A 12,661-nucleotide genomic window follows, 5' to 3' on the forward strand; every position below is an offset into this window, starting at 1 on the left:
TTCGGCCGGGGGGCACGGGCACGGGCGCGGGGTCCCTCCAGCCTTACAGAACGTCCCGGCGCCGGAAGCTCACGGCGCCGGCGGCGAACAGCGCGGCGGCGAAGACCAGCGCGAACAGCAACGGCCTGCCGTAGTCGCCGCCCCTCGCCAGGTCGACCAGGTTGCTCTGCGGCATCCAGTTCGCCACCTGCTCGGACATCCCCTGGATCGCCTGGCCGACCAGCCCGTCCACCGACAGCAGGTAGATCACCGGGACGAGGATCGCGGGCCCGGTGGACCGGATCAGCAGCGCCGAGCCGAAACCCGCGGCGGAGTAGGCCAGCACCGACAGGCACAGCAGCCCGGCCGTGCGAGCGGCGGCCCGGGCGCCGTCCGCCGTCAGCCAGGTCTCGTCCCTCACCTGGTCGGGGCCGACGATCAGGGCGGTCAGCGCGGCCGCCAGGAGGGCCGCCAGGACGATGAGGACCACGATGACGCCGCCCGCCGCCGCCTTTCCCGCCAGCAGCCCGCCGCGCCGGGGATGGACCACCAGCTGGGTGCGCATGTTCCCGAGGGTGAGGTCGCCTGCGAACTGGTTCGCCGTGAAGCCGGCTCCCAGCGCGCACAGGAAGACGGTGAACGGCCCGAGCACTCCCGCGACCAGCCCCTGCGGCCTGTTCAGCAGCCGTGCGGTGTCCGGATCGTTGAGCACGGGCACGTCCATCCCGCCATGGACGGTCACGCTGCCGAGCGTGCCCATCAGTGCCCCGGCCAGGATCACCCCGGCGCTCGCCCGGGGGCGCAGTAACTTGTAGAGCTCGGCGCTCATCGCATGGATCATTGCGTCGACTCCTCGGTGAGACGCAGGAAGACCCGTTCGAGCCGGTCGCCGGTCGCCTCGGCGCCGCGGGCAAGCAGCCCGCCCATCGTCCCCTGGTAGACGCAGGCCCCGGCGTCCAGCAGGATCGCGTGATCGCAGCCGCGTTCGGCGTCGCGCAGATGATGGGTGGTCATGAGAATGGTCGTCCCCTGGCCGGCCCGCTCCGCGAGGATCTCCTCCAGCAGATCGGCGCCCGCCTGGTCAAGGCCGTTGGAGGGCTCGTCGAGCAGGAGGACGGCCGGATCCCCTAACAGCGAGGCCGCGATGGCCAGCCGCTGCTTGGTTCCGAGCGAGTAGGTGCCGTACCGCTGGTCCGCGACGGTCTCGATCCGCAGCCGTTCAAGGCAGCCGTCCGCCTCGGCCGCGTCGGTTCCGGCCAGCCGGCACAGCATGGTGAGGTTCTGCCTGCCGGTGAGCCACGGGTAGAACCCGTACGGGTGGACGATCCCCCTGATCCGCCCGGTCACCCGGAAGCTCCCGGACGTCGGCGCGGCCAGCCCGGCCAGCAGGTTCAGAAGGGTGGTCTTGCCCGAGCGCTGCGGTCCGAGCAGCGCCGTCCGGCTGCCGGACGGCACCGTGACCGAGACCTCCGCCAGCGCCGTCCCCGTCGCCGGGTACCGCTTGCTGAGCCGTTCGGTCGTGATCGCCGGAGTCGCCGTCCCGCCCTGGTCGTTCATCGCTCCTCCGTCAGGGTGATGACCTTCGTCCTGGTCAGCCGGTCGGAGAACCGGCGGCGCCCGTCGCCGAGCACACCCGCCCAGTCGAGCCAGACGAGCGGGCCGCCGAGCAGGCTGAGACGGCGGAGCACGCATCGGGACGTCCCGGCGCGCACTCCGGTGTCGTCGACCACCCGCAGCCCCGCGCGGCGCTTTCCGGGTGTGGTGCCGGTGCGCCCCTCGATCACGCCCAGCGCCACGATCGACCACGTCAGGGCGAGCGTCATCAGGATGGCGTGCAGCAGCCCGCCGCCCGGCTGGTAGGGCGGGGGCGGAAAGAAGATCATGAGCGGACCGCCCTCGTCGAGCTGCCGCAGCACCTGCTGCAGCATGAGCACCACGGTCACGACGAGCAGCGGGGCATGGTCCCGCAATGCCGCGTCGAACCGGGCGCCCAGCGGAGCCGTCGGCGCCGAGCCCTGCTTGGACATGGCCGTCACGGCGGCCCGCGGGCTGCCCAGCCTGCGTAGCGTCTCGGCCAGTTCGCCGGCTTCGGCGGCGTCCTGGAGATAGCCGGCCATCTCCCGGCCGCCCCGCGCCCGCTCGTCCGGAGACCCTGCCAGCAGCCCTTCGTACTCTCTGGCGTAGTCATCGATGATCCGCTGCTCATCGGTCATCGTCGCACCTCGTCCAGCATGTCAAGGAGTTGCCGCATCGATTCGGTCAGGCTGCTCCACTCGTCCCGCAGCACAGCCAGGTGACGTTGTCCCGCCACGGTGATCGTGTAGTACTTGCGCGGTCTGGCTCGTCCCTCGGCCTCCCAGGTCGCGGCGATGTGGCCGGCGTCCTCGAGCCTGTGCAAAAGCGGGTAGAGCGTGCCCTCCTTGATCTCCAGCGAGCCGAGATCGGGACTGCGCAACAGTTTGAGCAGCTGGTACCCGTACCGCCGCTGCCCTTGCAGCAGTGACAGCACGGCCAGCTCTCCGGTGCCGCGGGACAGTTCCCGGCGCAGGCGGCGCAGGGACGCCAGCGACGTCAGCGCCTCGGCCTCGTTCTCGGGCCCGGATCCAGGACCAGCCTGCTCGGGACCAGTTCCCGCCATGGTATGCATCGTATGGCGGGATACCTTTTTACACAAGGCATCGTACCGACTGAGGCGAAAACCCCTCGTCAGAGGCGTGCCGTACGTGGGGGGTCGGCGGCCTCCTCGCAGCGGCGGGGTGCCGGCCGGGCCGGTCCTCTCTGAATGTTGACCTTGTGTTCGGCGGCAATCTTCGACGGCGACGAGCGATGTTTATCCGCCGGGGTCTGGACCATGGGACGCGCGGGCGCGGGTGTGTGTGATCGGTGTCGGGTCCGGCAGAGTTCTGTTGCCTGGGAGGGCAGCACTGTGGGCGGGGCTCGGGGAGCAGATACGTCATTTCCAGATAGGACGGGTCGCCTGCCCTTTAGCCTGCTCGACGTATTCCGGGATCAGAACCATGTCGCCGAGCTCGGCTAGTTTGTGCAGGTAGAAAGCGGGCAGGCGCGGGGGGACGCTCCGCCCAAGCGGCACTGACAGCCTGGCCGCCCCGCTTCCGGTCTTCCGGGTATCCGGCTGCTGGCATGGTGCACATCGGCCGCCGGAACCGGTTGTCGTGGACCTTATTAGAATATGCACCGGCGGACGGGCGCGAATCGGTAGCCCTGAAGACGCATCGCATCGATCACGAGGTCAATTTTCCCCTGGGCATTCCGTCTGCAGTTTCCCGTGTGACTCCGCCTTTCATCGCTTTGGATTCACGTCCGCGGTCTTTTGGCACGGGCCGTGGGGCGCGCCCGCGGCGGGGTGCCCAGCGGTCGGATCGCGCCGCGGTCGGCGGCGGCTTGGAGGCCTGACCGCCGTGCACGATGGCCGTTGACATCGCGACCGCCGGCGGTGGCCCCGCGACTCTGGAAAGCGCGAAGTTCGCCGCCTTTCTCGCTGATCGGCCGGATTCGGTCAGAGCGTCCCTTTCTGGGGACCGGCGATCCGGTCCCGGGCCGGAGGACGTTCGTGGCAGGTCCGTGTGCTCGCGACGCACCGTGATGAGCCGCGCGCAGCGCCATCGAGACGCCAGGGGCGCCGAGAATTAACTTAAGGGTTGGAATCGCCGGGCATCTGTCGTTAAATGCAGTCACTCAGTCCCTAGCCACTCCATCTGCCATGGCGAACATGGACAACGACGGCAGCGGCTCGATCGGCGCCTGTCTATCGTCGCCGTGGTGTAAGACGTTACGAGAACGCCCACCTCCCTTCACAGAACGTCACCTGAGATCAGACGGACCGTGTCGGCCCGCAGCACTTATCCGGCACGCATCGCAACTGATCCCCTGCGTCGCGCAGGTCCCGCCGGCGAGACGCCATAGGCCCGCCGAGAATTCGCGCTGCAATCAATTACCTCCCCGGCCCTTCCATCCAACAGAAGATCATGAAAGACGGTAAGTTGCCATGATCATGACCAGTGGACTGACCCGCTCCTTTCGGGTCAAGGGTGAACCCTTACCGGCCGTCCGTGACCTGGACATGAGAGTGTCCGAGGGAGAACTGCTGGCCTTTCTCGGACCCAACGGCGCGGGCAAGACGACGACACTTCGGATGCTCACCACGCTGCTGCCCCCGTCCTCGGGCACCGCTGTCGTGGCCGGATGCGACATCGTCGACGACCCGGCCGGGGTGCGCCGCCGTATCGGGTACATCGGCCAGGGCCACGGGGCCGGTAACGAACAGCGCGTGAAAGACGAGCTCGTGACCCAGGGCCGCTGCTACGGAATGAGCGGGCGGCAGGCCGTGAACCGGGCGGACGAGCTCATCCAGTCGCTCGGCCTCGAAGCGGTGACCCGGCGCCCGGCGGGCACGTTGTCCGGCGGCCAGCACCGCCGCCTCGACATCGCGCTCGGCCTGATGCACCAGCCCGCGTTGCTCTTCCTCGACGAGCCGTCGGCGGGCCTGGACCCGCAAAGCCGCGAGAACCTCTGGGATCACCTGCTGCGACTCCGCAAGGAGCACGGCGTCACGATCTTCCTGACCACGCATTACCTGGAGGAGGCGGACGCCATGGCCGAACGGGTGCTGATCATCGATCACGGGAAGCTGATCGCCGACGGCTCGCCGGCCGAACTGAAGGCCGACCTGGCCGGCGACCGGATCAGCCTCACCACGCGCGACGCGGAAGAGGCGAGCGTGGCCGCGCAGATCTGCGGCCGCCTGCCGGACACGGAAGGGGTCCAGATCGACGGGGCGGTGGTGAGCGTGCAGTCGCGCCGCGGGCAGGCCCGGCTGCCGGAGCTGATCCGCGCGCTCGACGCGGGCGGCGCCCCGCCACTGGCCGCCGGCGTCACGCGGGCGACCCTCGACGACGTCTTCCTCCACCTCACCGGACGCAACCTGCGCGAAGGCGACGAGGGAGGCGCGCGATGAAGGCCCTGCGCGACTCGGGGGTGGTCTACGCCAGGGAGATGGTGCCCGTCCTGCGCTCGCCCATCGCCATCATCGTCACCATGGCCCAGCCGCTGGTCTTTCTGCTGCTGTACGGACCGCTGCTGTCGAACATCCCCGGGGTCGAGGGCGGCACCCCGTGGCAGTGGTTCGTCCCCGGCATCATCGTCATGCTCGCCATGTTCGGCACGATGAGCGCGGGTTTCACGCTGCTGGCGGAGATCCGCAGCGGCGTGCACGAGCGGCTGCTGGCCACGCCGCTGGCCCGTTCGGCGCTGGTGACCGGCCGGACCCTCAAGGACGTCACCACGCTGATCGTCCAGGCGCTCGTGATCGTGGTGCTGACGATCCCGTTCGGGTTCCGCCCCGATCCGCTGGGCCTGCTGGCGGGGCTGGCGTTGCTGGTCGTGCTGGGCGTCGGACTCGGTGCCCTGTCCTACGCCCTGGCCCTGGCGGTCAAGAGGCAGGACGGCATCTTCTGGGCGATCACTCAGCTCCTGTTGTTCCCGCTGCTGCTGCTCTCCGGAACGCTCCTTCCGATGTCGCTCGCGCCGTCCTGGCTGGACGCGCTGTCGAGCGCCAATCCGCTGCGGTACATCGTCGACGCGGAGCGTGTTCTGATGGACGGCGCCTTCACCGATGCCTCGGTGGCGACGGGGCCCGCCGCCGCGCTGGCCATTGCCGCGATCGGTCTTTTTCTCAGCGTCCGCTCAATGCGACGCACCGCGGTGTGATGTGCCGATCAATAGATCGAGCAGTCCCCGCGACAGATTTGGCAATCCCATGGAACTAGCAAGCATCACACGACGGGTGGTTCTGGCATGCCAGAAGAGAAGATGCATGCACGCTCCAACGGAGCGGAAAGGAAGGCGGCCGCGTTACCTGTGAACAGCCGCCTGTCCATCGATGGCCCGGCATCTCCACGACGCACGAGTCTCGGCCTCGACGCCGGGATGAGTCTGGACGCGTGGCGCCGGCTGGGCCGGCAGATCTTCCTTATCTCCGACAGTTCAGGCTGGTGGCTGGGCGACTGGTTGATCTACGGCCAGGACCAGTTCCCCGACCGTTACCGGCGCGCCCTGGCCGAGACCTCGCTCGACTACCAGACCCTGCGCAACTACGCCTGGGTGGCGCGGCAGTTCGCGCCCGAACGCCGCCGCGACGGGCTGAGCTTCCAGCATCACGCCGAGGTGGCCGGGCTTCCCGAACCCGACCAGGACATCTGGCTGAGCCGGGCGGAGAGGCACGGCTGGTCCCGCAACGCCCTGCGCAGGCACCTGCAGGCCTCCCGCGAACTGGGCCGCGCCACCGTGGAGGTCACCAACATCCAGGTCCACGTCGTCGCGCAGCGCCGGGATCACTGGCAGCGGGCGGCGGACAAGAAGCAGCAGGAACTGGTCGCCTGGATGGTCGCGATCCTCGACGAGGCCGCGGCGTCGACCTTGGAGGCGGCGCCATGACACAGCTCGTCTGGGACTATCGGGACGAGTACGAGCGTGAACGCCAGGACATCCTGGACGCGGTCGACGCCGTGTTCCGGTCGGGGCGGCTCATCCTGGGGCCCAGCGTGCAGAGCTTCGAGACGGACTTCGCCTCTTTTCACGGGCTGCCGTACTGCACCGGCGTCGGCAACGGTACCGACGCGCTGATGCTGGCCCTGCGCGCACTCGGCGTGGGCCCCGGCGACGAGGTGATCACTGTGGCCAACACGGCGGCCCCCACCGTCGTGGCCATCGACGCGATCGGCGCCGTGCCGGTCTTCGCCGACATCGACCCGGCCACCTACCTCATCGACGTCGAGCACGCGGCGGCCGTGATCACCCCGCGCACCCGCGCGCTGCTCCCGGTCCACCTCTACGGTCAGTGCGCCGACATGGCCGCGCTGGAGCGCCTCGCCGCCGAGCACGGTCTGGTGATCCTGGAGGACTGCGCCCAGGCGCACGGGGCGAGGCGCGGCGGCCGGATGGCGGGGACGTGGGGACGAGCGGCCGCCTTCTCCTTCTATCCGACCAAGGTGCTGGGCGCCTACGGCGACGGCGGCGCCGTCGTCACGCCGGACGAGGAGGTCCACGCAAATGTCCGGCGGCTGCGCTACTACGGGATGGAAGACCGCTATTACGTGACGTCGACGCCCGGCTACAACAGTCGGCTGGACGAGGTGCAGGCGGAGATACTGCGTCGCAAGCTGACCCGGCTGGACGACTACATCGCGGGTCGCCGCGCGGTCGCGGCGCGGTACGCGGAGGGCCTGGCCGACACCGATCTCGCGCTGCCCGTCACCGAACCCGGCAATGACCACGTCTACTACGTCTACGTGGTGAGGTCCTCCCGGCGCGCCGAGATCATGGAATCGCTCCTCGCCCGCGGGATCCAGCTGAACATCAGCTACCCGTGGCCCGTGCACACCATGACGGGCTTCGCTCACCTGGGCTACCGGCCGGGCTCGCTTCCCGTCACCGAACGCGTGGCCACCGAGATATTTTCGCTGCCGATGTATCCGTCACTGGCCGCCGGTGACCAGGAAAAGGTCATCGACGCGTTACGAGAAGCCCTGGCCGCGCCATGACGTTCGACGAATGGTGGCTGCACCGGCGGCGGAGCGCGTCGTTCCGTGTCACCCGCATCCCCTTCGAGAGATTGGACGGCTGGCTTTTCGATTCCGAGAACGGGAACCTCCGGCATGCCAGCGGCCGGTTCTTCGCCGTCAAGGGGATGAACGTGCACGGCCCCGGCGGCGGTCCCTGGACGGCGCCTGTCATCCACCAGCCCGAGGTGGGGATACTCGGCATTCTGCTGCGGGAGATCGACGGCGAGCCGCACTGCCTGATGCAGGCCAAATTCGAGCCGGGCAACGTCAACGGGTTGCAACTGTCCCCGACCGTGCAGGCGACCCGGAGCAACTACACCCGTGTTCACAAAGGCAAGCCCGTCCCTTTCCTCGATTGCTTCCTGAGGCCGCGCGGACAGGTCGTCGCGGACACGCTCCAGTCCGAGCAGGGCGCCTGGTTCTGGCGCAAGTACAACCGAAATATGGTCGTTCGGATCGCCGGGGACGTGCCACGGCGGAAGGAGTTCCATTGGGTCCCGCTGCGCCTGCTGTTCCGGATGCTGCACAGCGAGAACCTGGTGAACATGGATTCGCGCAGCGTCCTGTCCACCCTGCCGGTTCCCCGGGAGCGGCCGCGTCCCGAAGCGGTGACGGCCGGGCAGTGGCTGGCGGCGGCGAGGCACCGGTGCGGCTGGAGGTCTTCGCTCATCCCCCTGGCGCAGGCGCGGGTGACCCGGAGCGAGCTGGAGGTCACGGGGCCCGGGGCTCGCGTCATCGCCGTCCAGGCGGAGGCCGGCGACCGGGAGGTGACGCGTTGGACGCAGCCGCTCCTCGCGCCCGACTCGCCGGCCCTGGCCGCCTTCCTGCTGCGGAGGGTCGAGGGCGTCCGGCAGGTGCTCGTCCGGGCCCGTCCCGAGCCGGGGCTCCGCCGGCTCGTGGAGATCGGCCCGACCGTCCAGTCGGCTCCGGCGCAGGGCGGCGTGAACGACCCCTACCTCGCCGCGGTGCTGGCCGCCCGGCCGCGCTTCGACGCGATCCTGTCGGAGGAGGGCGGACGGTTCTGGCACGCCCGCACCCGCTACCTGATCGCTGAGGCGGGCGAGGACCTGTCCGGCCGGCCTCCGCCGGACTTCCGCTGGCTGACCCCAGGTCAGCTGTCGGAGCTCGTCCGGTCGGGCGGCCTGGTCAACGTCCAGGCACGCACCCTTCTCGCGTGCCTGCTGAGCCTGAGCGGGGATGATCATGAAAGCTCGTGAGCTGGCCGTCCCGGGTGCCTTCGAGTTCACCCCGGAGGTGTTTCCCGACAGCAGGGGCCGCTTCCTCTCCCCATATCAGGAAGGGCCATTCATCCAAGCCGTGGGCCACCCGCTGTTCCCCGTGGCGCAGAGCAACCACAGCGAGTCGCGTCGTGGTGTGGTGCGCGGCGTCCACTTCACCGTCACCCCTCCCGGAACGGCCAAATACGTGTACTGCCCGCGAGGCCGGTCGCTCGACATCGCCGTGGACCTCCGGGTCGGATCTCCGACGTTCGGGAAATGCGACGCGGTCCGTCTCGACCAGGTGGACTTCCGGGCGATCTACCTCCCGATCGGCTTCGGGCACGCCTTCGTGGCGCTCGACGACGACACGGTCATGTCCTACCTCATCTCGGGCAGGTACGAGCGTGAGCTCGAACTGGCGATCTCGGTGCTCGACCCCGAGCTCGCGTTGCCGCTCCCGGCCGGCCTGGACCCGATCCTGTCCGAGCGCGACAGCGTCGCGCCGACCCTTGCGGAGGCGGTCGAGCAGGGCATCCTGCCCGACTACGACACCTGCATGGAGCTCGACCGGGCGTTGCACCGGGAGCGTCCGTGACACCCCTGGTCGCCGTCCTCGGTGCCTCGGGAGCGATCGGGTCCGCGATCTCCGAGGAGCTGGCCCAGCGCCGCGCGGGACGGCTGCGGCTGGTGGCCCGGCGGCCCAGCCGGGTTCCCGCCGGGGCCGAGGCGGAGGTCCTCACGGCGGATCTGACCCGTCCCGGGAACGTGGAGGCCGCCGTATCGGGCGCCGACGCGATCATCTGTCTCGCCGCGCGGACCGGCGGTGAGGGCGCCTGGCGCGTCAGCGACGACGACCCGGTCGGCGCGCGGGTCAACACCGGGATCGTGCTCGACCTCATCGAGACCGTGCGGCGCGGCCGGACGGCGGACCGGCCGGTGGTGGTCTTCGCCGGAACCACCTCGCAGTCCGGCCGTGGCGAACGGCTGGACGGAACCGAGCCCGACGACCCGGCCAGCGCGTACGACCGGCAGAAGCTCATGGCGGAGCGTGCGCTGAAACAGGCCACGGCCGACGGTCTGATGCACGGGGTGACGATCCGCTTGCCGACGGTGTACGGACCGGACGGCGGGATCGTCGCCGCGATGGTCCGGAAGGCGCTCGCGGGCGAGCCGTTGCCCCTGTGGCACGACGGCTCGGTCGAGCGTGATCTGGTGCACGTCACCGATGCGGCCGCGGCCTTCGCCGACGCCGTGGAGCACGCGGAGAAACTCGCGGGTGGCCATTGGCTCATCGGCACCGGCAGCCCGGTCTCGGTCGCGGGCCTGTTCACCGCGATCGCCGACACCGTGGCCGCTCATACAGGGTCACCGCCGGTGCCGCTGGTCTCGGTAGAGCCGCCTTCATATGCCACTTCCAGTGACTTCCAGAATGTGCGGATCGATTCGTCGGCCTTCCGCGGAATTACCGGCTGGAGCCCGCGCATGGACCTGCGCGCCGGAATCGACGCGGCCGTCGCCACCCTGCGCGGCCAACGCTGACGTCCACGACACGGAGCTACGGTGGGCGTCGGTTTCTGCGGTCAGAGGTCGGTGCCGACCAGGGTGGGGGAGTCGGCGTCGGGGATCAGGAGGCGCGGCTTCCCGCCGTCGAGCGGGGCGGTCCAGATGTCGGCCGTGGTGCGCCCCTCGCCCGACTTCGGCACCGCGTACATCACCCGCTCGCCGTCGAGCCACGCCACCTGGTCGTCCACGCTGCGGGTCTCGCCGAGCGGCCACTCCCGGCCGTTGCGCAGGTCGAAGGCATAGAAGCGCCAGGCGTCCTGCGAGGTCTCGCTGACCCGCTTCTTGTAGACGACCCTGGTCTGGTCGGGGGAGAGCGACGGGCACTCCGCGTTCTCCCGCAGCGCGGTCAGGGTGCGGCGGGACAGGTCGCCTCTGGCGAGGTACGTGCGGCCGGACACGGCGACGGTGGCGAAGAAGACGTTCGAGTCGGCGGCGAAGGTGACGCCCCAGACGTTGCGGTCGACGCTGCCGTCCTTCACCCCGTTGACGAGGAAGGTGAAATGCTCCAGGTTCGCCAGCGGACGCCCGTTCTTGCCGTCGTAGACCATGGTCTCGGTGGAGAACCCGAGCGAGATGTAGTTGTGCCCGCTGACGAACACCGTGCTCGCGAAGTGCCGTCCGTCGGGCGCGACCCGCGCCCGGCTGGGCACTCCGGCCAGCGGTTCGTCGCCCGCCTCTTTCAACCGGTCGTTGAGCCGGACGATCTCGTACGGACGGCCGGGCACGCCCCCGTCCCGCAGGCACACCGCACGCCCCGCCTCGGCCGCGACGCGCAGGCACCGCGGCCCGGCGAGGACGCGGCTCCGCGCGGCGTCCGGCGGCACGTAGGCGATCCGGCCCTGGTCGGGGCCCCGCTTGAGCGATCTGAACACGATGTGCTCGGTGCGGAACAGGCCGGGACCCGCCTCGCCCGCGGCGGACTCGCCTTCGCGTCCGAACACCGCGGTCAGTACCGTGCCCGCGGCCACGCCCACGAGCAGGACGGCCAGGGCGAGGGTCACCCGTGAGCGGTTCATTTGAGTCCTCCGATCAGGGAGACGGCGGCCAGGGCGGCGGCGAGGACCGCCGCGAACGCCCACAGCGCGGTCGAGGGTCCCGTCAGCGCCCACAGCGCGCCGAAGGTGAGCGCGGCGAGGCTGCGGCCGAGCGCCACGCAGGTCTGCACCGCGGAGATGACGGTCGCCCGGTAGGGCGCGGGGACGATCGCCGCCGTGGCGGCGGGGAGCACGCCGTCGGTCGCGGCGTAGTAGAGGCCGAGCAGGGCGAGTGTCGCGCCGGCGGCCAGGGCGCTCGCCCCGGAACCCGCCACGCCGTAGGCGAGCAGGATCATCACGTGGCCCGCGATGAAGACGCGCGGCCTGCCGAAACGGTCGGCGAGACGTCCGAAGGGCACTGCGGCGGCTAGGTAGACGACGCCCGTCCCCAGGAACATCAGCGGGAAGAAGTGGGTGGAGATGGCGTCGCCCTTGAGCAGCACCAGATAGAGGAACGCGTCGCTGATCGTCAGCGCGGACAGCACCGCCGCCGTCAGCAGGACGCGTCGCACCCGCGCGTCGCCGGCGACGAGCCGTGCCGCCCCGGCCAGCGTGACCCGGGGCGCACCGGCGTCGGCGGTGGCGGCGGCGGTCGGACGGCTCTCGTCGACCTTGCCGATCAGGAGCAGCACGCCGAGGCCCGCGACGCACATGGCGACCATGAACACCGCGTCGAAGTTGCCCGGCGCCGCGGTCATCAGGAGGAACGCGACGACCGGGCCGAGGAGCGCGCCGAGGGTGTCCAGCGCGCGGTGGACGCCGAACGAGCGGCCGAGCGTCCCCGGCGGCCCGGAACCGGCGATCAGCGCGTCCCGCGGACCGGTGCGCAGCCCCTTGCCGATCCGGTCGAGGCCGGTCGCGGCCGACAGCGCGCCGATGCCCGCGGCGGGCAGCAGCATCACCTTGGCGATCATGCCGAGCCCGTATCCGGCCACGGCCACCGCTTTGGGCCGCGCGAGCCGGTCGGCGGTGTAGCCGCCCCCGACCCGGGCGGCCACCGTGGCCGCCTGGTAGACGCTGTCGAGGACGCCGAACGCCATCGGCGAGAGGCCGAGCGCCACGGTGATGAACAGCGGCAGCACGGCGGTGACCATCTCGGTGGAGATGTCGGTGAGCAGGCTGACGAATCCGAGCACGACGACGGTGCCGGGGACCCGTCCGGCCTTCGAACGCCAGGACTTGGACGATGCACGCGAGCCGGAGGACGGCATCCCACGAACGGTTATGTACACGGGCCGGCCTTTCTGCGGGACCCGGGGGGCGGTGGTGTGCGACGGTCCGGGGC

13 protein-coding genes are annotated in these 12,661 nt (G+C 70.2%); 7 read left to right on the top strand and 6 right to left on the bottom strand.

Annotation, left to right across the window (positions count from 1 at the left end; translation table 11 throughout):
• Positions 1–43 precede the first annotated feature (43 nt).
• The 4 genes from E1287_RS08310 to E1287_RS08325 are packed head-to-tail and all read right to left on the bottom strand — an operon-like array spanning position 44 to position 2,617.
• Positions 44–808: an ABC transporter permease subunit gene (locus tag E1287_RS08310; protein WP_165968925.1), complete on the bottom strand. Its 765-nt coding sequence runs from the start codon at positions 806–808 to the stop codon at positions 44–46.
• A gap of 8 nt (positions 809–816) precedes the next feature.
• On the bottom strand, positions 817–1,536 hold the full coding sequence (locus E1287_RS08315; RefSeq protein WP_165968926.1) for an ABC transporter ATP-binding protein: 720 nt from the start codon (positions 1,534–1,536) through the stop codon (positions 817–819).
• Positions 1,533–2,192 carry an RDD family protein gene (locus tag E1287_RS08320; RefSeq protein WP_131964263.1) on the bottom strand — a complete coding sequence of 220 codons (660 nt, stop codon included), beginning with the start codon at positions 2,190–2,192 and terminating at the stop codon, positions 1,533–1,535. Before E1287_RS08320 ends, E1287_RS08315 begins: the two co-directional genes overlap by 4 nt.
• A complete protein-coding gene (locus tag E1287_RS08325; RefSeq protein WP_165968927.1) occupies positions 2,189–2,617 on the bottom strand; it encodes a PadR family transcriptional regulator in 429 nt (142 codons plus the stop codon). Before E1287_RS08325 ends, E1287_RS08320 begins: the two co-directional genes overlap by 4 nt.
• A gap of 1,368 nt (positions 2,618–3,985) precedes the next feature.
• Between E1287_RS08325 and E1287_RS08330 the strand changes: the two genes are divergently transcribed.
• From E1287_RS08330 to E1287_RS08360, 7 genes are all read left to right on the top strand, one after another.
• On the top strand, positions 3,986–4,954 hold the full coding sequence (locus E1287_RS08330) for an ATP-binding cassette domain-containing protein (protein ID WP_131964265.1): 969 nt from the start codon (positions 3,986–3,988) through the stop codon (positions 4,952–4,954).
• Positions 4,951–5,706 (top strand): ABC transporter permease, encoded by a 756-nt coding sequence (locus E1287_RS08335; protein WP_131964266.1) that lies wholly within the window; start codon positions 4,951–4,953, stop codon positions 5,704–5,706. The genes E1287_RS08330 and E1287_RS08335 overlap by 4 nt, the downstream gene beginning before the upstream one ends.
• 87 nt (positions 5,707–5,793) lie before the next feature.
• On the top strand, positions 5,794–6,432 hold the full coding sequence (locus tag E1287_RS08340; RefSeq protein WP_207934082.1) for an LmbU family transcriptional regulator: 639 nt from the start codon (positions 5,794–5,796) through the stop codon (positions 6,430–6,432).
• Positions 6,429–7,538: a DegT/DnrJ/EryC1/StrS family aminotransferase gene (locus E1287_RS08345; RefSeq protein WP_131964267.1), complete on the top strand. Its 1,110-nt coding sequence runs from the start codon at positions 6,429–6,431 to the stop codon at positions 7,536–7,538. Before E1287_RS08340 ends, E1287_RS08345 begins: the two co-directional genes overlap by 4 nt.
• A complete protein-coding gene (locus E1287_RS08350) occupies positions 7,535–8,776 on the top strand; it encodes an NDP-hexose 2,3-dehydratase family protein (protein WP_131964268.1) in 1,242 nt (413 codons plus the stop codon). The genes E1287_RS08345 and E1287_RS08350 overlap by 4 nt, the downstream gene beginning before the upstream one ends.
• Positions 8,763–9,374, top strand: a complete 612-nt coding sequence (locus tag E1287_RS08355) for a dTDP-4-dehydrorhamnose 3,5-epimerase family protein (RefSeq protein ID WP_131964269.1) — start codon at positions 8,763–8,765, stop codon at positions 9,372–9,374. The genes E1287_RS08350 and E1287_RS08355 overlap by 14 nt, the downstream gene beginning before the upstream one ends.
• Positions 9,371–10,318, top strand: coding sequence for an NAD-dependent epimerase/dehydratase (locus E1287_RS08360; protein WP_207934083.1), 948 nt, complete (start codon positions 9,371–9,373; stop codon positions 10,316–10,318). The genes E1287_RS08355 and E1287_RS08360 overlap by 4 nt, the downstream gene beginning before the upstream one ends.
• 41 nt (positions 10,319–10,359) lie before the next feature.
• Here the strand turns inward: E1287_RS08360 and E1287_RS08365 are convergent, their stop codons facing one another.
• Both E1287_RS08365 and E1287_RS08370 read right to left on the bottom strand, forming a co-directional pair.
• Positions 10,360–11,358 (bottom strand): hypothetical protein, encoded by a 999-nt coding sequence (locus tag E1287_RS08365; RefSeq protein WP_131964271.1) that lies wholly within the window; start codon positions 11,356–11,358, stop codon positions 10,360–10,362.
• A partial coding sequence (locus E1287_RS08370; protein WP_207934084.1) for an MFS transporter occupies positions 11,355–12,661 on the bottom strand: 1,307 nt, incomplete at its 5' end. The genes E1287_RS08365 and E1287_RS08370, both read right to left, overlap by 4 nt.

The organism is Actinomadura sp. KC06 (assembly GCF_004348735.1).
Lineage (GTDB): Bacteria > Actinomycetota > Actinomycetes > Streptosporangiales > Streptosporangiaceae > Spirillospora.